Source organism: Paenibacillus hebaui (assembly GCF_051934385.1).
Lineage (GTDB): Bacteria > Bacillota > Bacilli > Paenibacillales > Paenibacillaceae > Paenibacillus.
Genome location: NZ_CP196836.1, coordinates 6,311,165 through 6,331,985, shown reverse-complemented (window position 1 = coordinate 6,331,985; position 20,821 = coordinate 6,311,165). Strand labels below are relative to the sequence as shown.

At 47.6% G+C, this 20,821-nt stretch carries 13 protein-coding genes, 13 tRNA genes and 3 rRNA genes; 28 read left to right on the top strand and 1 reads right to left on the bottom strand.

The features are described 5' to 3' along the window. Positions 1–53 precede the first annotated feature (53 nt). The 27 genes from rrf (ACR32F_RS28530) (at position 54) to ACR32F_RS28400 (ending at position 18,742) form a co-directional block, all read left to right on the top strand. Positions 54–170: ribosomal RNA gene (rrf, locus tag ACR32F_RS28530) — 5S ribosomal RNA — on the top strand. Positions 171–206: 36 nt separating this feature from the next. Beyond that, positions 207–283 (top strand) — tRNA-Ile (locus tag ACR32F_RS28525). A gap of 22 nt (positions 284–305) precedes the next feature. Continuing rightward, positions 306–381, top strand: a tRNA-Ala gene (locus tag ACR32F_RS28520). Positions 382–584: 203 nt separating this feature from the next. After that, a 23S ribosomal RNA gene (locus ACR32F_RS28515) occupies positions 585–3,511 on the top strand. Between the two features lie 84 nt (positions 3,512–3,595). Next, positions 3,596–3,712 (top strand): 5S ribosomal RNA (rrf, locus tag ACR32F_RS28510). A gap of 84 nt (positions 3,713–3,796) precedes the next feature. Further along, positions 3,797–3,872 (top strand) — tRNA-Asn (locus tag ACR32F_RS28505). A 3-nt stretch (positions 3,873–3,875) separates the two neighbouring features. Next, positions 3,876–3,948 (top strand) — tRNA-Thr (locus ACR32F_RS28500). Positions 3,949–3,958: 10 nt separating this feature from the next. After that, positions 3,959–4,030 (top strand) — tRNA-Glu (locus tag ACR32F_RS28495). A 6-nt stretch (positions 4,031–4,036) separates the two neighbouring features. Further along, positions 4,037–4,112: transfer RNA gene (locus ACR32F_RS28490), tRNA-Val, on the top strand. Between the two features lie 10 nt (positions 4,113–4,122). After that, positions 4,123–4,197: transfer RNA gene (locus tag ACR32F_RS28485), tRNA-Gln, on the top strand. A gap of 9 nt (positions 4,198–4,206) precedes the next feature. After that, positions 4,207–4,279: transfer RNA gene (locus ACR32F_RS28480), tRNA-Lys, on the top strand. A 10-nt stretch (positions 4,280–4,289) separates the two neighbouring features. Further along, positions 4,290–4,370: transfer RNA gene (locus ACR32F_RS28475), tRNA-Leu, on the top strand. A gap of 10 nt (positions 4,371–4,380) precedes the next feature. Next, a tRNA-Gly gene (locus tag ACR32F_RS28470) sits at positions 4,381–4,455 on the top strand. A gap of 5 nt (positions 4,456–4,460) precedes the next feature. Further along, positions 4,461–4,537: transfer RNA gene (locus ACR32F_RS28465), tRNA-Arg, on the top strand. A 16-nt stretch (positions 4,538–4,553) separates the two neighbouring features. Next, positions 4,554–4,627: transfer RNA gene (locus ACR32F_RS28460), tRNA-Pro, on the top strand. Positions 4,628–4,637: 10 nt separating this feature from the next. Continuing rightward, positions 4,638–4,708: transfer RNA gene (locus ACR32F_RS28455), tRNA-Gly, on the top strand. A 1,129-nt stretch (positions 4,709–5,837) separates the two neighbouring features. Then, entirely contained in the window at positions 5,838–8,630 is a 2,793-nt protein-coding gene (gene ppc, locus ACR32F_RS28450; protein WP_440113101.1) for a phosphoenolpyruvate carboxylase, read from the top strand. A gap of 263 nt (positions 8,631–8,893) precedes the next feature. Next, a complete protein-coding gene (gene sigW / locus ACR32F_RS28445; RefSeq protein WP_017692117.1) occupies positions 8,894–9,460 on the top strand; it encodes an RNA polymerase sigma factor SigW in 567 nt (188 codons plus the stop codon). Between the two features lie 135 nt (positions 9,461–9,595). After that, positions 9,596–10,210 (top strand): zf-HC2 domain-containing protein, encoded by a 615-nt coding sequence (locus ACR32F_RS28440; protein ID WP_440113097.1) that lies wholly within the window; start codon positions 9,596–9,598, stop codon positions 10,208–10,210. Between the two features lie 392 nt (positions 10,211–10,602). Next, complete coding sequence (gene cdaA / locus ACR32F_RS28435) at positions 10,603–11,442, top strand: diadenylate cyclase CdaA (RefSeq protein WP_440113094.1); 840 nt, start codon at positions 10,603–10,605, stop codon at positions 11,440–11,442. Then, a complete protein-coding gene (locus ACR32F_RS28430) occupies positions 11,435–12,925 on the top strand; it encodes a CdaR family protein (protein WP_440113092.1) in 1,491 nt (496 codons plus the stop codon). The genes cdaA and ACR32F_RS28430 overlap by 8 nt, the downstream gene beginning before the upstream one ends. 68 nt (positions 12,926–12,993) lie before the next feature. Beyond that, positions 12,994–14,334, top strand: coding sequence for a phosphoglucosamine mutase (glmM, locus tag ACR32F_RS28425; RefSeq protein ID WP_440113089.1), 1,341 nt, complete (start codon positions 12,994–12,996; stop codon positions 14,332–14,334). Positions 14,335–14,647: 313 nt separating this feature from the next. Further along, positions 14,648–14,917, top strand: a complete 270-nt coding sequence (locus ACR32F_RS28420; RefSeq protein ID WP_440113087.1) for a hypothetical protein — start codon at positions 14,648–14,650, stop codon at positions 14,915–14,917. A 158-nt stretch (positions 14,918–15,075) separates the two neighbouring features. After that, positions 15,076–16,908 carry a glutamine--fructose-6-phosphate transaminase (isomerizing) gene (gene glmS / locus ACR32F_RS28415; RefSeq protein ID WP_440113085.1) on the top strand — a complete coding sequence of 611 codons (1,833 nt, stop codon included), beginning with the start codon at positions 15,076–15,078 and terminating at the stop codon, positions 16,906–16,908. A 285-nt stretch (positions 16,909–17,193) separates the two neighbouring features. Then, positions 17,194–17,415: a helix-turn-helix domain-containing protein gene (locus ACR32F_RS28410; protein ID WP_440120045.1), complete on the top strand. Its 222-nt coding sequence runs from the start codon at positions 17,194–17,196 to the stop codon at positions 17,413–17,415. 545 nt (positions 17,416–17,960) lie between these two features. Beyond that, positions 17,961–18,377, top strand: a complete 417-nt coding sequence (locus ACR32F_RS28405; protein ID WP_440113082.1) for a hypothetical protein — start codon at positions 17,961–17,963, stop codon at positions 18,375–18,377. Between the two features lie 2 nt (positions 18,378–18,379). Beyond that, on the top strand, positions 18,380–18,742 hold the full coding sequence (locus ACR32F_RS28400) for a group II intron maturase-specific domain-containing protein (protein ID WP_440113079.1): 363 nt from the start codon (positions 18,380–18,382) through the stop codon (positions 18,740–18,742). Positions 18,743–18,822: 80 nt separating this feature from the next. Here ACR32F_RS28400 and ACR32F_RS28395 read toward each other — a convergent pair whose 3' ends face one another. Further along, positions 18,823–18,993, bottom strand: a complete 171-nt coding sequence (locus ACR32F_RS28395; RefSeq protein ID WP_440113076.1) for a hypothetical protein — start codon at positions 18,991–18,993, stop codon at positions 18,823–18,825. A 522-nt stretch (positions 18,994–19,515) separates the two neighbouring features. Here ACR32F_RS28395 and ectB point away from each other — a divergent pair. Beyond that, a complete protein-coding gene (gene ectB / locus ACR32F_RS28390; protein WP_440113073.1) occupies positions 19,516–20,799 on the top strand; it encodes a diaminobutyrate--2-oxoglutarate transaminase in 1,284 nt (427 codons plus the stop codon). The last annotated feature ends 22 nt before the right edge of the window (positions 20,800–20,821 follow it).

Here is a 20,821-nt window from a genome sequence, read left to right as displayed (position 1 = left end):
TAAAGCTTTTAACTCACTCGTTGCTCAGTTTTGAGAGCTCAAATTCTCAAGCGTTTGGTGGCGATAGCGAAGGGGTTCCACACGTTCCCATCCCGAACACGACCGTTAAGCCCTTCAGCGTCGATGGTACTTGGACCGCAGGGTCCTGGGAGAGTAGAACGCCGCCAAGCGTGACCCATTTTGGGTTCGAATATAATATATAATGTGGGCCCTTAGCTCAGTTGGTTAGAGCGCACCTCTGATAAGGGTGAGGCCGGTGGTTCGAGTCCACCAGGGCCCACCATTTTTACCTTAAAAAAATATATGGGGCCATAGCTCAGCTGGGAGAGCGCCTGCCTTGCAAGCAGGAGGTCAGCGGTTCGATCCCGCTTGGCTCCACCAACAAGATTTTACAAGCTTGTTCTTTGAAAACTAGATATCGAAACGAAATTTTGCGATTTAGAACATTCCTTTAAGCTGATCTTGTGTAAACAAGTGAAGTGTTTATAAGGTAGATTGCATGAGCGAGTGATCGAAATGGAGCGACTTTTGGCTTTGGACGTAGTCCAAAACAAGCGGAGCGACAGCTCGAACACGAGCGATATGGTTAAGCTACTAAGAGCACACGGAGGATGCCTAGGCGCTAGGAGCCGATGAAGGACGTGGCGAACAACGAAACTGCCTCGGGGAGCTGTAAGCAAGCTTTGATCCGGGGGTGTCCGAATGGGGAAACCCAGCTGGGGTAATTTCCAGTTACTCACAACTGAATACATAGGTTGTGCAGAGGCATACCAGGGGAACTGAAACATCTAAGTACCCTGAGGAAGAGAAAACAATAGTGATTCCGTCAGTAGCGGCGAGCGAACGCGGAGAAGCCCAAACCAGAGAGCTTGCTCTTTGGGGTTGTGGGACGTCTCACATGGAGTTACAAAGGAACCGATTAAGCGAAGAGGTCTGGAAAGGCCCGCCAAAGAAGGTAAAAGCCCTGTAGTTGAAAGTCTGTTCTCTCCGAGACGGATCCCGAGTAGTGCGGGGCACGTGAAACCCCGTATGAATCCGGCAGGACCATCTGCCAAGGCTAAATACTTCCTAGCGACCGATAGTGAAGCAGTACCGTGAGGGAAAGGTGAAAAGCACCCCGGAAGGGGAGTGAAATAGAACCTGAAACCGTGTGCTTACAAAAAGTCAGAGCCCGTTTTAGGGGTGATGGCGTGCCTTTTGTAGAATGAACCGGCGAGTTACGTTCCCGTGCAAGGTTAAGGTGATGAGCCGGAGCCGCAGCGAAAGCGAGTCTGAATAGGGCGAGTTAGTACGTGGACGTAGACCCGAAACCGGGTGATCTACCCCTGTCCAGGGTGAAGGTGCGGTAACACGCACTGGAGGCCCGAACCCACGCATGTTGAAAAATGCGGGGATGAGGTGGGGGTAGCGGAGAAATTCCAATCGAACTCGGAGATAGCTGGTTCTCCCCGAAATAGCTTTAGGGCTAGCCTCGGAAAACAGAGTCGTGGAGGTAGAGCACTGATTGGGTGCGGGGCCCGCAAGGGTTACCAAGCTCAGTCAAACTCCGAATGCCATAGACTTACTTCCGGGAGTCAGACAGTGAGTGCTAAGATCCATTGTCAAAAGGGAAACAGCCCAGACCATCAGCTAAGGTCCCCAAGTGTGTGTTAAGTGGAAAAGGATGTGGAGTTGCCCAGACAACCAGGATGTTGGCTTAGAAGCAGCCACCATTGAAAGAGTGCGTAATAGCTCACTGGTCGAGTGACTCTGCGCCGAAAATGTAACGGGGCTAAACACACCACCGAAGCTATGGCTTGATGCTTTGCATCAGGGGTAGGGGAGCGTTGTATAAGGGTTGAAGGTGTACCGTAAGGAGCGCTGGACATTATACAAGTGAGAATGCCGGTATGAGTAACGAAAAGATCAGTGAGAATCTGATCCGCCGAAAGCCTAAGGGTTCCTGAGGAAGGCTCGTCCGCTCAGGGTAAGTCGGGACCTAAGGCGAGGCCGAAAGGCGTAGTCGAAGGACAACAGGTCGAAATTCCTGTACCACCGTAAGCCGTTATGAGCAATGGGGGGACGCAGCAGGGTAGTGACGCGGACTGATGGATGTCCGTCTAAGCAGTGAGGCTGATGTGTAGGCAAATCCGCACATCGATAAGGCTGGGCTGTGATGGGGAGCGAAAATTATAGTAGCGAAGGTCATGATCTCACACTGCCAAGAAAAGCCTCTAGCCAGGTGATGGTGCCCGTACCGCAAACCGACACAGGTAGGCGAGAAGAGTATTCTAAGGCGCGCGGAAGAACTCTCGTTAAGGAACTCGGCAAAATGACCCCGTAACTTCGGGAGAAGGGGTGCCCCGGTAGTGTGAATAGCACGAGGGGGCCGCAGTGAAAAGGCCCAAGCGACTGTTTAGCAAAAACACAGGTCTGTGCGAAGCCGTAAGGCGAAGTATACGGGCTGACGCCTGCCCGGTGCTGGAAGGTTAAGGGGAGTGGTTAGGAGCAATCCGAAGCTGTGAACCGAAGCCCCAGTAAACGGCGGCCGTAACTATAACGGTCCTAAGGTAGCGAAATTCCTTGTCAGGTAAATTCTGACCCGCACGAATGGCGTAACGACTTGGGCGCTGTCTCAACGAGAGATCCGGTGAAATTTTAATACCTGTGAAGATGCAGGTTACCCGCGACAAGACGGAAAGACCCCATGGAGCTTTACTGCAGCTTGATATTGAATTTGGGTACGATCTGTACAGGATAGGTGGGAGCCTAAGAAACGTGAGCGCCAGCTTGCGTGGAGGCACCGTTGGGATACCACCCTGATCGTATCTAGGTTCTAACCTGGTACCGTAATCCGGTACGGGGACAGTGTCAGGTGGGCAGTTTGACTGGGGCGGTCGCCTCCTAAAGAGTAACGGAGGCGCCCAAAGGTTCCCTCAGAATGGTTGGAAATCATTCGAAGAGTGCAAAGGCATAAGGGAGCTTGACTGCGAGACCTACAAGTCGAGCAGGGACGAAAGTCGGGCTTAGTGATCCGGTGGTACCGCATGGAAGGGCCATCGCTCAACGGATAAAAGCTACCCTGGGGATAACAGGCTTATCTCCCCCAAGAGTCCACATCGACGGGGAGGTTTGGCACCTCGATGTCGGCTCATCGCATCCTGGGGCTGAAGTAGGTCCCAAGGGTTGGGCTGTTCGCCCATTAAAGCGGTACGCGAGCTGGGTTCAGAACGTCGTGAGACAGTTCGGTCCCTATCTGTCGTGGGCGTAGGAAATTTGAGAGGAGCTGTCCTTAGTACGAGAGGACCGGGATGGACGTACCGCTGGTGTACCAGTTGTTCCGCCAGGAGCACCGCTGGGTAGCTATGTACGGAAGGGATAAGCGCTGAAAGCATCTAAGCGTGAAGCCCCCCTCAAGATGAGATTTCCCAGTATGTAAGACCCCTTGAAGACGACGAGGTAGATAGGCTGGGGGTGGAAGTGCAGCAATGCATGGAGCTGACCAGTACTAATCGGTCGAGGGCTTATCCAATATGCACGTTGTAAGGCGCAAATTTCGTTTCGAATCTAGTTTTCAGAGAACAAATACTCTGAAATGTAAGCTATAAGCTATGCGTTTGGTGGCGATGGCGGAGGGGTTCCACACGTACCCATCCCGAACACGACCGTTAAGCCCTCTAGCGCCGATGGTACTTGGACCGCAGGGTCCTGGGAGAGTAGGACGCCGCCAAGCGAACTCTTTCATCATACATAGAAAACAGGCTTTGCGTGTTGACGTTGTACGATGAATTGCATTTGCATTGCAAATGCATATTATTCCCTGATAGCTCAGTTGGTAGAGCACTCGACTGTTAATCGAGTTGTCACAGGTTCGAGCCCTGTTCGGGGAGCCATTTGCTCTCATAGCTCAGTAGGTAGAGTGCATCCATGGTAAGGATGAGGTCACCGGTTCGATCCCGGTTGAGAGCTTTGGAAATGGGGCCCGTTGGTCAAGGGGTTAAGACACCTCCCTTTCACGGAGGTAACAGGGGTTCGAATCCCCTACGGGTCATAGGATGGAGGCTTAGCTCAGCTGGGAGAGCATCTGCCTTACAAGCAGAGGGTCGGGGGTTCGATCCCCTCAGCCTCCACCACTTATCACAATGGGGATTAGCCAAGCGGTAAGGCAACGGACTTTGACTCCGTCATGCATAGGTTCAAATCCTATATCCCCAGCCATTTTATTATGAGTCATTAGCTCAGTTGGTAGAGCACCTGACTTTTAATCAGGGTGTCGAAGGTTCGAGCCCTTCATGACTCACTTTTCACATGCGCGTGTGGCGGAATTGGCAGACGCACTAGACTTAGGATCTAGCGTCTTTGACGTGGGGGTTCAAGTCCCTCCACGCGCATCCTTTATAAGCGGACGTGGCTCAGCGGTAGAGCATCGCCTTGCCAAGGCGAGGGTCGCGGGTTCGATTCCCGTCGTCCGCTCCATATATGCGCCCTTAGCTCAGCTGGATAGAGCGTTTGACTACGAATCAAAAGGCCGGGAGTTCGAATCTCTCAGGGCGCGCCATTATTTTCATAAGTATCGGGATGTAGCTCAGCTTGGTAGAGCACCTGGTTTGGGACCAGGGGGTCGCATGTTCAAATCGTGTCATCCCGATTTTTTATTTGCGGGTGTAGTTCAATGGTAGAACTTTAGCCTTCCAAGCTAATAGCGTGGGTTCGATTCCCATCACCCGCTTCATGATGTATTGAGAAGTCTCTGCTCCTGCAGAGGCTTTTCTTTTTTTAGTAGCATGTATTAAGGCGGCTAGTCTCTCTTTGTTGATCTTACGAAGAAACCTGGCTGTTTATTTACGTTTATAGGGGCATTTGGTTTGTTTTGCTGAAGAACATACATAAGATATCCCAATGATAAGCACACTGTACAGAAATCATCTATTTAGAAAAGATTTGGTCTAACTAGAGTGTGTCTTCAAACCTCGGTCTGAAAGCTAGAGCGGATCTGAACGTGTCCAGAGCGGGCGAATACGCGGCATGAACGTGTGAGCAAGCCGAAATCGTCCCTCCCGCTTGCGTAAAAGGTGGAGCCCTAACGAGCATGAGACGTGTTATTCAAGGCTTTGAAGCACCTGCAGAATGATAAGGGACCTGAGACACGCTACATCGGAATGTAGAGCCGTTTGAGCATTTTTTTTAATGGATTTTAGGAAATAACGTGTCTGGTGTTCCTTACGTTTGAAAAAGAAAGCCTGGGAGCTAAATATGACGTCCTGTCCTCTGTTCCTTAGAAAATCGTCTGGTGATTTGCCAGGTAAGCTACCTTATACTTCAAGAATTTTCGGACGCTGGCATCCATCAGGGTTTAGCTTGCCTGAGTTTGAAGACACGCCCTAGTCAAACGTTAATTATTTTGTCTCGTTATTAATTTTAGTAAGAAGCAAAGAAAATTATAATACACTCTTTAATTTATTGCGTCACTGTGATAAAGTATACAAAAGCTTGCTTTGCCGGTCATGTTTCTTAGTGTATCGTCTGGTTTGTAACAATGGAAATGTTATAGATATAGATCCATTCAGGTGCTAAGAACCATACCTAATTTTACTGTATATTTATAAGAAATAAAGAATAGGTATGAGTTATTCGTGTTATGAATAGTACGTGAAAAAGGTATCATGCGATAGCATTTGACCATTAAACGAAGCAGAACAAGAAAATGAATAATAAAGCGTGTTTTTGTGCTGTAAATCGGGGATAATCCCCAATTTTTCTAGTAGAAAAATAAAGATTTTCGTACCATTTTATTGTATGATGTTATGAAGGTGTCAAATTTACGTGTACGAATGGAACGATCAGATGGGAGGATAAGCATGACTGAAACTATGGTAACCGCCAGCAAAAGCCAATCCAACAACCTGCTTCGGCGAGACGTGCGGTTCCTGGGCAATATACTCGGAGAAGTTCTTGTCCATCAAGGAGGCACGGAGCTTCTAGATATCGTTGAGAAGATTCGGGAAACGAGCAAATCGTTGCGTGCAGAATTTCTGCCAGAACTCTATACAGAGTTCAAATCGATGATCCAGGAATTAGACTCGGAAAATCGTCATCAGGTTATTCGGGCTTTCGCTATTTATTTTCAATTAGTTAATATTGCTGAACAAAACCATCGGATCCGGCGTAAACGGGATTATGAACGTTCTGCAGGGGACGCTGTGCAGCCAGGATCGATTGAAAAAGCAGTACTGGATCTGAAGGAACGCGGACTATCTCATACGGAAGTAGAAGATATTCTGGACGAATTATCGCTTGAGCTGGTTATGACAGCACATCCAACCGAGGCCATGCGCCGGGTTATACTGGACATCCACAAACGGATATCCGAAGATGTCATGCTGCTTGATAATCCTACGCTGACGTTACGTGAACGTGAACAGTTGCGGGAGAAGTTGCTGAACGAAGTCATTACCCTATGGCAGACTGATGAGCTTCGCGACCGTAAACCGACTGTGCTCGATGAAGTACGGAACGGGATGTATTACTTTCATGAGACGTTGTTCCACGTACTTCCGGATGTATATCAGGAGTTGGAACGCTGCTTAAATAAATTTTATCCTGACCATGACTGGCATGTGCCGACGTATTTGCGGTTCGGTTCCTGGATCGGTGGAGACCGGGATGGAAATCCTTCGGTAACTTCAGATGTAACATGGCAGACGCTGTTGATGCAGCGCAAGCTTGCTTTGCGTGAATACCAGCGGATTATGATTGAACTCATGGGCCATCTCAGCTTCAGCACGAACATCATCCACGTATCGGATGAGCTGGTGCAATCCATTGAGCAGGACCGTAGTTGTGTTACTTTGAAAAAAGTGGACATATGGCGGAATGAAAAGGAGCCATATCGTATCAAATTGGCTTATATGATTGCCAAGCTGAATAATGTACTAGATGAGAATAAAGCAGGACAGCCAGACTGCTATGACAGTGCTCAGGCGCTGATGGATGATCTGATGATTATTGATCGGAGCCTGCGTCATCACTTTGCAGACTATGTAGCAGATACGACCATTCGCAAAATGATCCGTCAAGTGGAACTGTTCGGTTTCCATACAGCTGCATTGGATGTACGTCAGCACAGTAAGGAACATGAAAATGCGATGTCAGAAATTTTGGCCAAAATGAACATCGTAGAAGATTATGCGCGTCTGACAGAGGACGGCAAAATCGATTTGCTCGCTCGTTTGCTGGATGACCCTCGTCCGCTGACTTCTCCTTACCACCAATACTCGGAGGGAACCAAAGAGTGTCTGGATGTCTTCCGTACGATTAAGCGTGCCCAGAGCGAATTTGGTGCAGGCTGTATCACAAGTTACCTGATCAGTATGACACAGGGCGCAAGTGATTTGCTGGAGGTCATGGTGTTTGCCAAAGAAGTGGGCTTGTTCCGTAAAGGTCATAACGGTGAAGTCATCTCTACACTTCAGGCAGTTCCGTTGTTTGAAACAATTGACGATCTTCATGCTGCTTCCGATATTATGGAGAAGCTGTTCAACCTTCCTGTTTATCGTGCAAGTGTGAGTGGACGGAATGAATTGCATGAAATCATGCTTGGTTATTCAGACAGCAACAAGGATGGCGGGGTAGTTACAGCCAACTGGGAATTGCGTGTAGCGATGAACGCCATTACAGCTGTTGGTAACAAACACGGCGTCAAGCTGAAGTTCTTCCACGGACGTGGTGGGGCACTCGGTCGTGGAGGCATGCCACTCAACCGCAGTATTCTTGCTCAACCACCACATACCATTGGTGGGGGCATCAAGATTACAGAGCAGGGTGAGGTTATTTCTTCCCGTTATTCCCTTCAGGGGATAGCATACCGCAGTCTTGAGCAGGCTACATCGGCTTTGATTACTGCTGCGCTAAACGGTCTGGAGCCGCAAGAGTCGGCAGCGGAGCGTGAATGGGATAGGATCATCAAAAATATCTCGGAAGTATCGCTGACGAAATACCAGGATCTGATTTTCCGTGATCCAGACTTCTTTACCTTCTTCAAGGAATCGACACCGCTTCCGGAGGTCGGTGAGCTGAATATTGGTTCGCGTCCATCCAAACGGAAAAACAGCGATAAGTTCGAGGATTTGAGAGCGATCCCTTGGGTATTTGCCTGGACGCAAAGTCGTTATCTGCTTCCGGCATGGTATGCAGCAGGAACGGGATTGCAAAGTTACTATCAGGATAAAGAGGAAAATCTGGTTGTCCTGAAAGAAATGTATGGAAACTTCCCATTCTTCCGCACACTGATTGATACAGTACAGATGGCTATCGCCAAAGCAGACCTCGTCATTGCCAAAGAATATTCGGCCATGACTTCCAATAAAGAAGCTAGGGATCGCATATATGGTCAGATTGAAGCTGAATTCAAGCTGACGAAAGAGCTGATTCTGAAAATTACCGGAGAAGCGGAGATTCTGGATGATGTACCGGTTATTCAAGAGTCGATTCGACTGCGTAATCCTTATGTTGATCCATTGTCCTACATGCAGGTACAACTTCTGAGCGAGCTCAGAGATATGCGTGAACGTGGTGAGGATGATACAGAACTGCTGCGAGAAGTACTGCTGACAATCAACGGCATTGCTGCAGGACTTCGTAATACAGGTTGATCGGATATTTCGCTGAATACGTATGATAGCATGAAGCGAAGCTTCCATCATGTTAGACAACAAAATGCTTCATTCTCTCCTCAGTTTGAGAGAGAGAGGAAACGGGACTCCTGCGGGAGTTCCCGTTTTTACTGTTTTTGGAGGATATTTGTCATACAGTCTTGATTTTTGACCAAAGTTGATTTACGATTTGATTGGTGAATTACAAGTGTGGACGGGTATCAGAAGACGGAAGACCCATCAGCATGTCTGGGGGAATAAAGGTGGACAATTTGGAGAACAGGCTTGTTAAACTGGTGCTGAAGGGTGACCAGAGAGCCTTTGCAGAAATCGTTGAGCTATATAAAGACAAGCTTTTTCATTTGGCATACCGGATGCTGAACAACCGTCATGAGGCTGAAGACGTTGTGCAGGAGACGTTTTTGCGTGTGTTTCGCAATATGGAGAAGTACGATCCGAACCAGAAGTTCTCAACCTGGATTTACCGGATTGCGACCAACCTGTGTATTGACCGACTGCGTAGAAAGAAACCTTCATACTCTTTGGATGCTGAACTGAATGATCAGGAAGGATCTGACGGTTACGCGATGCTCCCGAGTGATGATCGTACACCGGAGAGTGAAGCACTCCTGTCAGAAACTCAAACTCTCATTCGTGAGGCGATTGACAGTTTGCCGGCCAAGTATAAGTCCGTTATGATTCTGAGATATTTACAGGACTTGTCGCTACAGGAAATCAGTGATGTGACAGGTATGCCCGTAACAACGATCAAGACACGCGTTCATCGGGGCCGTGATTTTCTACGTAAAAAATTGGAGTACAAGTTATAAATGTGAGACGTCTTTGATTTGGGCGAAATTATTTGAAACATATCCGAAACGGATGCGTATGTAATGTATGCAAGTCTTATGCGTGACATTTGAAGATGCATGGACTAAGTGATTGAAGAAAGGATTGGCTCTCATATGGATTGCAACTCGGCCGTCTCTTTAATGCATGAATGTTTGGATGAGTCGTTGTCCCCGGCCCAGAAGGTTGAACTGAAAAGTCACCTTGTGATCTGTCCGGATTGTCGCATGCGCTTTAAAGAGTTGGAACAGACGGAAATGCTACTCTTTGCCATGAAACACTATTCACCGTCTGCCTCGGATGAGCTGACCAATCGAATTATGAATGCTCTGCCCCAGCCCAAGAGACAGCAAGTATGGCTCAAATGGGTCAAAGGACATCCCGCGCTGACGGCGGCAGCCTTCTTTTTGGTCGTGATGCTCTTTAGCGCCTTTAATTTTTGGAATCAGAATAACGAAATGGTCGTTAAGGGAAATAATCTGGACCAGATCGTGATTCAGGGTAACACGGTTATTGTTCCTGAAGGTAAGTCAATTGCTGGCGATCTTACGATAGAAAATGGAACCGCACAAGTATACGGTGATGTAAACGGCAACCTGACAGTGATCGACGGACAACTGTTTCAGGCTTCGACGGCGCATATTTCAGGTCAGGTGAAAAGTATTGATCAGGCGCTGGACTGGTTCTGGTACAAAATAACCAATATGGTAAATGAAGTGGCTTACCGCTAAAACAGGGTGAATTCTTCAAGGGTATATACCAAGCAGGGTACCTCCAGATTGCATGGGGTGCTCTTTTTTTATACGCAAACTTTGTAATTCATGGAAAATGAGTTGTTTATACGCAGATTGTGACTGCCGTAACTTGCAACCTGAACGTTAACGTTATAACCTAGATACTAAAGAGAACATACTACTACATATAAATAAGCATTTTGCATAAATTCAAAGAGCGTCTTTCAATCAGCAAGATATAGATGAAATGTTCTATTCGTCTAAATCTTGTACCCTTGAGCGACTTGAACCGAATTATGCAAATGCTAAGACAAAGGATTATTTAAAATCCTAATGGGTTAATATGAGATCAGGGTTTACTCATCAATGGGGATAGCGGGGGCTGGCTTATGAACTATTTTGCTGACTTAACGTGGAAAGAGTCCATCAAGGACGTTATCGATATATTAATCGTTACCTATATTATGTACAAACTCATATTGCTTGTACGGGGTACACGTGCTGTTCAGCTCTTAAAGGGCATTCTGTTCCTTGTGTTGATCTGGGCACTGAGTACGTGGCTAAACCTATATACGCTCAAATGGTTGATGAACCAGATGTTTACGTTTGGAGTCGTTGCGGTCTTTATTATCTTCCAGCCGGAGCTGCGCCGTGGACTGGAGCAATTGGGACGTGGCAAGCTGTTTGGACGCTCGGCGGCGGCTAGTGACGAAGAATTAACGGTATTAATTGGTGAAATTATTAAGTCTGTCAATTATTTGTCCCGGCGCAAAATTGGTGCATTGGTCGTGTTCGAACGGGAAACCGGGCTGAACGATTACACAGAGTCTGGGATCAAGATGCAATCATTGGTTAGCTCGGAGCTAATGATCAACATCTTTATTCCAAATACACCGCTCCATGATGGAGCCGTCATTATACAGGGCAAACAGATTACGGCGGCAGCCTGTTATTTGCCATTGTCGGAGAATCCGTTTATCAGCAAAGAGCTGGGAACGCGTCATCGTGCAGCGATCGGGATTACCGAAGTTGCGGATGCAATCTGTCTGGTTGTCTCGGAGGAGACAGGACAAGTGTCGCTGGCGATGAATGGACAGGTCGTTCGTGATATTAAGGAAGAATCACTGATTGCCAAATTGTATGAGGAGCTACGTCCGACATCTAATCTGAGTAAAAAGAATGGTTGGACTACCTTCTGGAAACGGAAGGGGGGACGTAACAATGGATAAATGGTTTAACAATAACAACTTTGCCAAAATACTGGCACTCGCAGTAAGTCTGTTGTTATGGTTTATGATTCATTTGGACGAAGTGCCCACTACGCCAACGATTGTAACGGGTACAACCAATAAGGTTGTTGAGCGTACGGTTCCTGTTCAGCCCTATGGACTCAACAGCAACTCGTATGTACTTACTTCATTAAGTACGGATGAAGTCCGTCTGGAGATTAAAGGCCAGCGTTCGATGTTGACTTCAATTTTTACGAATGATGATTATAAAGTGCTGGTGGATCTTAGTCAGGTGAAAGATGGGTCCAACACGTTACCTTTAGTACCTGATCTGCCCTCCGGGGTTGAAGTGGTCAGTATGGAGCCTTCGATGGTTACGGTCAACGTTGAAAAATTGGGCACCAAATCCTTCAATGTGAATATTGTACCCGAAGGAGATCCTTCCGCCGGATATAGTGCTGGGACGCCCGTTGTGGAACCTTCAGGTCCAGTTAAGGTAACTCTGCCAGAAGGGCAGCTCGACGCCGTAGCGAAGGTTCAGGGCAGTGTGAGCGTGAAGGACGCGAAGGATGATGTAACTCAGAAAAAAGTAAAGCTTGAGGCATATGATGCAGAAGGCAAGATCATTGAAAATGCGATTGTTACGCCACAAACGGTTGAAGTCCGAATTCCGGTTAATCAGCCCTATAAAACTGTACCCTTAAGAATCAAATATTCAGGACAGCTTCCGGAAGGTCTGGTTCTCTCCACGGTTGAGCCAAACGTGAAAGAAGTCTCGGTTTATGGTAATGAGGATACGCTTGCGGGTATACAGTCCTACGACCAAGTAACCCTTGATCTTACTCAGTTTAATGAGGCAGGTACGTCGACAGTTAACGTGGACTTGACGCCGCCTTCCGGTTTTGAGAAAATCGAGCCTAGTTCGATTCAGCTTAAGGTGGTGGTATCGCCTTATGATGAGCTTGAGGAGACGACCAAGGTCTTTCCGAACGTACCCATTACGCTTACAGGCGCTGGGAATGGATTGGAAGGGGCCTTGGTTACCCCCAAAAGCGGTGGCCTAAATATCACGCTCAAAGGTTCTTCAAGCATGCTTGAAGGTCTGAGCAGTGATGATATCAAGCTGAGTGCGGATCTTGCTGGACTTGCGGTAGGTACGCATGAAGTGCAACTCGAAGCGGACTTGCCTCGTTTTGCCAAACTCGATGAATCATCCAACAATCTGAGTGCTACCGTCAAAATTAGCGAAAAGGCTGAGGATACAACGGTTGCTCCCGGCGAGGATCCGAAGGATGAAGGCACGGTAGCGCCTGACCCTTCACCAGCAGAAGTCGAGAATGGGGATAGCGAAACTGTTCCTGATGAAGAAGAAACAGAATCGAATACGGACAATCAGGAGCAGAACCCGCAGGGGAATACAACCAATCAAGGCAGTCCAAATAACAATAACAGCGGTAGTAGCACGAGTGGCGCGAATCCGTAAATGTTCAGGTCAGCATGATAAAAATAACGTTAATGCTCTTATATGATGCGAATAGAAGGAGTTAGATCATGGGGAAATATTTTGGTACAGACGGTGTAAGAGGGGTTGCCAATAAAGAACTAACGGCGGAGCTGGCTTACAGCATCGGACGTTGTGGTGGTTATGTACTTGCAGGTGGTGTGGAAAGACCTAAAGTGGTTATCGGCATGGATACTCGAATTTCGGGACTGATGCTGGAATCCGCACTGGTTGCAGGTTTGTTATCCATTGGCGCTGATGTGATTCGTCTGGGCGTTGTATCCACTCCCGGAGTGGCATATATTACACGTTTGCTGAAAGCTGATGCAGGGGTTATGATCTCGGCTTCGCACAATCCGGTTGAGGATAACGGCATTAAGTTTTTTGGCGGAGATGGCTTCAAATTGACGGATGAGACGGAGAACCGGATCGAAGAGTTAATGGATGCAGAGACAGATCAATTGCCACGTCCAGTTGGCGGTGGTTTAGGTACAGTTGTCGTGGACGAAGAGTCCCGATACCGTTATTTGGATTTCCTGAAAACAACAGTGAGTGAGTCGTTCTCAGGTCTTAAAGTTGTTTTGGACTGTGCAAACGGAGCAGCTTATGAGCTGGCGCCCAAATTGTTCAGCGAACTTGGTGCAGAAGTCATTGCCATTGGCGCTGAGCCTACTGGCCTGAATATTAATGAGCAATGCGGATCAACGCATCCAGAGCACTTGAAACAAGAGGTGCTTAAACATAAAGCGGATCTGGGACTTGCTTTTGACGGGGATGCAGATCGCCTGATTGCTATTGATGAGACAGGACAAGAGGTCGATGGTGACTTCATTCTGTGCATCTGTGGTGATGCGATGAATCGAGCAGGCAAGCTGAAAGATAGTACGGTGGTATCTACAGTTATGAGTAACATCGGATTCTACAAAGCTACAGAGAAACTTGCACTGAAAACGGCAAAAACGGCAGTGGGTGACCGTTATGTGATGGAGGAAATGCGTCGTGGCGGCTACAACCTGGGTGGAGAGCAGTCCGGTCACGTTATTTTCCTGGATTACAATACAACAGGAGACGGCATGCTGACAGCGATTCAGCTCGTGGATACGTTGAAGTCTTCAGGCAAGAAGTTGAGTGAACTGAAAGCACTGATGACCCAGTACCCACAAGTATTGGTGAACGTACGTGTAGAAGACAAGAGTAAATACGAGGGTAATCCTGCGATTGAGCAAGCCATTGCTACGGTAGAACAACAACTGGGCGATAATGGGCGTGTGCTCGTTCGTGCGTCTGGTACAGAATCACTGATTCGTGTTATGGCGGAAGGACCAGATAAAGATGAACTGGAACAATTTGTGTCCCAAATCGCCGATGTTGTGCAAAAAGAACTGGTATAGGACCTGATAGGATCTCACTTAGTTACGGTTCTCTGTAGGGAATTACTGTACAAGATGGTTTAATATCACAGGAGTTATGTCATAAAATTCAATATACCTGCATCCCGGCTTAGTGAGACCATAGGTCCTGCTTGTCCGGTCGGGATTGTGGGTAAATATGCTGAAATTGTCACAGGTACTTTGCTCCATTGCAAAATGAACCTGACGTGCATATAATGAGTGGAGTCGTCATTCAGATACGGAAAGTGAGGATCGTAAGGTAACAGTTACACAAGCGCCAGAGCTTGAAGTTGCGCGGGAAGGATTTTGATTAGTGTATCTTCGCTTGAAGTTACTGCTGAACAAGATCCACGGCAATCAAGCTGACGAGGTGGAGGTGTTCGGATTGTTCGGCGGGGACCTCCCGGTGAAGCACCAGAGCCGTAAACCGGATTGCGGAAAATGGATGGGTGACTGTCCACACAACGCGCCGGTGCAGGTGCAAGAGTTAACTAAAATTCAAATGAATGTGCGCGAAGAGCGTGAACAGTACGCGGACGGGGAAATGATGTACATTCATGATTGCATCCATAACAGCTTATGATGACTGCGGGGCGGCAAGAGGTCGCTCTGATCATTGATAATTGAATAGGTAACATGTATTCATGAAACGGTTAGGCAATCACTCATTTTTCCGATATGCCGCGTCTGTCTGTTTCTCTTCGTGACACAGTATTCATATACAAACGGAGGAAATAAATTATGTGCGGTATTGTTGGATATATTGGTAATAAGAACACTCAATCGGTATTGACTGAAGGACTGAAAAAGCTGGAGTATCGTGGTTATGATTCTGCAGGTATCGCGGTATTTACGCCAGAAGGTCTGCAAATTACGAAAGCTCTGGGACGTCTCGCGAACCTTGAAGCCAAACTTGATGGTGCTCCTCTGGTAGGTAATGCTGGAATTGGGCACACTCGCTGGGCTACTCATGGTAAACCATCGGATGAGAACTCCCATCCACACACGGATGAGAGCCAGAAGTTCTCTGTTGTTCACAACGGAATTATCGAGAACTACCTGGATCTAAAAGACGAACTGATGGCTCAGGGCCACACATTCACATCCGAGACAGATACTGAAATTATCTCCCACCTAATTGCACGTGAGTACGATGGCGATATCGTTAAAGCTGTGCAAAAAGTGATCACGCTGATGCGTGGAGCGTTCGCTCTGGGTGTACTGACAGAGTATGAGCCTGAGAAACTTGTAGCTGTGCGTCAAGCAAGCCCACTGATTATCGGTATTGGTGAAGGCGAGAACTTTATCGCTTCCGACATCCCGGCTATTCTGGAACATACACGTAACGTGTACATTCTGAATGATGGTGAAATGGCTGTATTGACACATGATGCTGTCGAATTGATGACGATTGAGGGCAACTTTATTTCTCGGGAAATGATTTATGTCGATTGGGATGCTGTAACCGCAGAAAAAGGCGGATTCGAGCACTTCATGCTGAAAGAAATTCATGAGCAACCAAAAGCCTATCGTGATACGATGCTTGGTCGCATCGACAATGAAAGCAAAAAAGTTCAACTTCCTGAGTTGAAAATGACAGAAGAAAAAATCAAAAACATTCGTAACATTCAAATCATTGCATGTGGTACAGCGTACCATGCCGGTCTGGTTGGACGTACGGTGATCGAGCAATTGGTGCGTATTCCGGTAGAAACGGATGTTGCTTCCGAGTACCGTTATCGTTCCCCGATCGTGCACAAAGATACACTTGTGATCGTTGTGAGCCAGTCTGGTGAGACAGCTGATACACTTGCTGCACTGCGTGAAGCACAGTCGAATGGTGCACATGTACTGGCAATTACAAATGTAGTGGGAAGCTCTATTGCGCGTGATGCAGACGATGTTATCGCAACATTGGCAGGACCGGAAATTGCGGTAGCTTCCACCAAAGCATATACTTCGCAATTGATCGCGTTCAATCTGCTGGGTCTGTACCTTGCACAAGTTCGTGGTACGCAAACAGCAGATGAGATTGCTCACATGCTGGCAGCAATGCAAGCATTGCCTGAGCAAGTGGAATCCATGCTGAAACAAGCGGATTCGATTAAAGGATATGCAGAACAAATCTCAAAACATGAACATCTCTTCTTCATCGGCCGTGGTCTGGACTATGCAGTAGCTCAAGAAGGTTCGTTGAAGCTGAAAGAGATCTCTTATATTCACTCCGAAGCTTATGCTGCGGGTGAGTTGAAACACGGTACGCTCGCATTGATCGAGGACGGTATCCCTGTAATTGCCCTAGCAACACAGGAGAACGTTCTGGAGAAAACGGTGAGCAATATCAAAGAAGTAAAAGCACGTGGCGCAGATGTACTGGCAATCACGTATGAAGAGCATGTAGCAACCTTGCTCAAATCCGTAGACCAAGCGTTTGCGATTCCTAAGACGCTGCCACTGCTCAGCCCGACTTTGTCTGTAGTTGCACTGCAATTGCTGTCATACTACGCTTCCCTAGCACTGGGCCACGATGTGGATAAACCACGTAACTTGGCGAAAAGCGTAACAGTAGAGTAAGGAATAGTCTTTAACTAGATGTTAATGTCTGGTGATAAAGAAGTGTGGAACCAGTAAAAAATGTCGGGAACCAGTGGCAAAAGTATGGAACTACACGAACTGTTGTCCGATGACATGGATAACTGGTTGATCAATAGAATCAGTAAACTAATAATGTCTAAACAAAATAATGGTCCTGATGACTCTAAGTCATCAGGACTTTCTTGATGTTTAAGGAGGGGGAAAACAATGTCAACTGTTAGAGAGAGAATAAGACGCATTCGGAAACTACATAAACAAAACTAAATTGAATTCTCGAAATTTATAGGAGTATCGCAAGGGACTTTGAGTGAATTAGAGCAAAATAAATACAAGCCTTCCTTAGATATAATCTTGGCAATTCATAATCATTTCAATGTAGACTTGCTTTGGTTACTTCTTGGTGAAGGTACACTTAATAAAGCAGACAAAATTTACAAGAACTTACATAAAAAGAAACGGTTCTCCTTTCAATTTTCAAGAAACTGACTGATACTGACCAAAGTGAAATTATAGATTTTATAAAAATGAAAATAAGACGTTATTCATAAAGTAGGTACAGAAGTTAAAATGGGTGGTTCTGAATATTAGAACCACCTTATTTGTGTTCGTGCATCGTAAATTGCGGTCATTCATTGAACGAAAATCCACCGGATTTTAGAGTACCTTAGGAAGAGTGCCTTTTTGCTCTTCAATCGAATCCAACGCTGGATTATTCGGCGAATATGGAGTCACCGTTTTAAATGCTGGCGCAACATGGGATGGAAAAAGTTGCATGAATCCGTCCTCTACTCCAAGTACAAATTGGTAAACCTCCTGTCGTTAATACCAGACTTGAACCTACGGACTGCACCCAGAGGGTGACATGAAGGAAAGCGGATTGCGGGAAAACTGCATGATCTGTTTGAACGAGTGGACGGAGGAAGGCACAAGCCGACCTCCTTCGACTCTACACCGAGGAACGCAGGACTACACAACCTGCGGGAGGAAAGGAGCCCTGCCTTGTTCATGTTTCTTAAGGGAGGTACGAGTCAGTGAATGCCAAACGGCTAACGACACCAAAGGAAAACGTTCAACAACTCCAAGAGAAACTAGGTCATGCGGCCAAGGAAAGCAAGAAGCGAAGATTTCACGCTCTGTATGACAAGGTCTACCGGTTAGACATCCTGTGGGAAGCATGGCGGAGAGTACGAGCCAATAAGGGCTCTGCTGGAATTGATGGGGAGACGCTGGCTGATATTGAGAAGCAAGGAGAAATGTTCTTCGTGCACGAATGTCATCGACTCTTTAAAGAAGGCGACTACCATCAGCAAACCGTAAAGCGCCAATATATCCCCAAGAAGGATGCGGATCGGGCATACGAGATCATTCGAACGATAATGGAACGTCTGGAGTTAACGTTACACCCGACCAAAACGTATGGACAGGAGAAGAAGGCTTCGACTTCCTAGGCATGCATCACCGAAAGACGAAGGTCGAAACTTCCGAAAGCCAAGTATATTATACGACCCAACAATGGCTGTGCCGTAAGGCAGAGGAGCGAATTAGGGAAGTCGTGAAGGAACGACTAGCCCCTGCGAATATGCGTCACAAATCATTTCAAGAACATTTGGAATACTTAAACCCGAAAATACAGGGTTGGCGTAACTACTACGTTACGACCTACAGCCAAAGGAAGATGGCTAAACGTGACTGGTACATCCTTCAGCGACTCACAAAATGGTATGCCAAGAAGCGTCAACGCGCTCGATGGAGGAGCTCATTACGCGAAGTGAAATCATTGTCCGTTCAACTTGGACTCAGAACGCTATTGTAATCTGCATGCACATGAATGACGAACATCGGAAAGCGTATGAGGGAAAACCTCACGTACGGTTTGATGAGGAGGGGCAGAATTTATCTGCCCTTTACTCTAGCAGAGGCGCAGTGAAGACGGCGGGATACAAAACTATGCCGGCTGCCATCCGAGCGGACGCTGCGGCCAGCTTCCAGCTGGGCAGTCATCAGGTGTTCCAACCGAGTATCCAACGGATTTTCCAGCAGAATATCCAGCCGACATCTGGTCACGTTTCCAGCCAGGCTTCCAGAAATTCGTCAGGTAATCATGTTAAGTTATCGCAAAGCGCAAGGATTTGGAGCACCGGCAGAGAATGTCTACAGGGAAGATCTCCCAAATTGGCCGACACCTCGCCTGAATGTCGATACGCGTCGAATTCCTCGATTAATGGAAAACCATTCCCAGCGTTTCTTCTCCATTCACTCTTTTTAGGCAAAATATTAACACATTGTGTTTGATAGACCAAATTTAACAAAAGTTTTACTATATTTAACAAAAGTTTTACTATACATTCTTCGAAATTTTGATATAATTCTACCTAGGTCTTCTTTCCTATTATGCTAGAACATGGAATTGGAGGGTTTTTATACCTATCCAAGCTGTGCGCGAGAGACCAGTCCACTTGCGGGGACCGACAATTGTGGAAAATGACAGCCGAGAATATGTTGCTCCATGACGTCAGAAGGTTCAGAAAGGAAGGTTCAGAAAGGATGGAGCCAACCTTATCCCAATTCCGATGGAGGATGAAGCGAGTGAGCATTTTTGAAAAGCTGGAATCCAACGTAAGATCTTACTGCAGAAGCTTTCCGGTGGTATTCGACCGGGCCAAGGGCGACCTGTTGTATTCTGAGGACGGAAGAGCATATATTGATTTTTTTGCAGGTGCCGGGGCACTGAATTACGGTCATAACAACGATTATATCAAGGACCGGGTTCTCGATTACTTGACCTCCGACCGGATTATGCACGGTCTGGATATGTATACAATGGCCAAGCGCGAATTCATCCAGAGCTTCTCGGAGCGGATCCTGGAGCCGAAGAAGCTGAATTACAAGCTTCAATTCTGCGGTCCGACGGGGACAAACGCGGTGGAAGCGGCCCTGAAGCTTGCACGCAAGGCGAAGAAGAGAACCGGGATATTCGCATTCATGGGCGGCTTCCACGGCATGTCGCTCGGCAGCCTGTCGGTGACAAGTTCCAAGTCCATGAGGGAAGGGGCGGGGCTCCCTCTGGACGGAGTTACGTTCATGCCGCACCCGAGCGGGGCTTTCGCAGACATGGATACGCTCGGCTATATCGAGAATATCCTGACTGATTCGCACTCCGGAATCGACAAGCCGGCCGCCATCCTGCTTGAAACGGTACAAGCCGAAGGCGGAATTCACGTCGTCGACGCACATTGGCTGCGCGGGCTGCAACAGCTTTGCCGCAGGCACGATATCCTGCTCATTACCGACGAGATTCAAGTCGGCTGCGGCCGGACAGGCGAATTCTTCTCCTTCGAACGTGCGGGGATCGAGCCGGATCTCATTACCCTGTCGAAGTCGATCAGCGGGTACGGCCTGCCAATGTCCCTCCTGTTGCTGAAGCCCGAACTGGATCTCTGGACGCCGGGCGAGCACAACGGCACCTTCCGCGGTAACCAGCTCGCTTTTGTGGCCGCCAAGGCCGCTCTCGAGTTCCGGGACAGAGCCGACCTGGAAGCCCAGGTGAAGCAGAAGGAAGAGTTTGTGCGCTCGTTCCTTGACAAAGAAATCAAGCCTCTGCATCCGTCCATCGCCATTCGCGGACTCGGCCTGATCTGGGGCATTGACGTCTCGGGCTTCATGGATGAAGCCGGGGCGAAGCGGATGACAGAGATCAGCTTCGAGAACGGGCTCATCATTGAAAGAGCCGGCAGAGGAGACCGCGTACTGAAGATCATGCCTCCGCTGACCGTCTCGATGGAGCATCTGGCCGCCGGCTGCGACATTATCAAGTCCAGTATGCAGCAGGTGATCTCTCAGGAGACCCAGGATTTGCTGGTAACGACCTAAGCTCGACCAATCCGTTGACCCG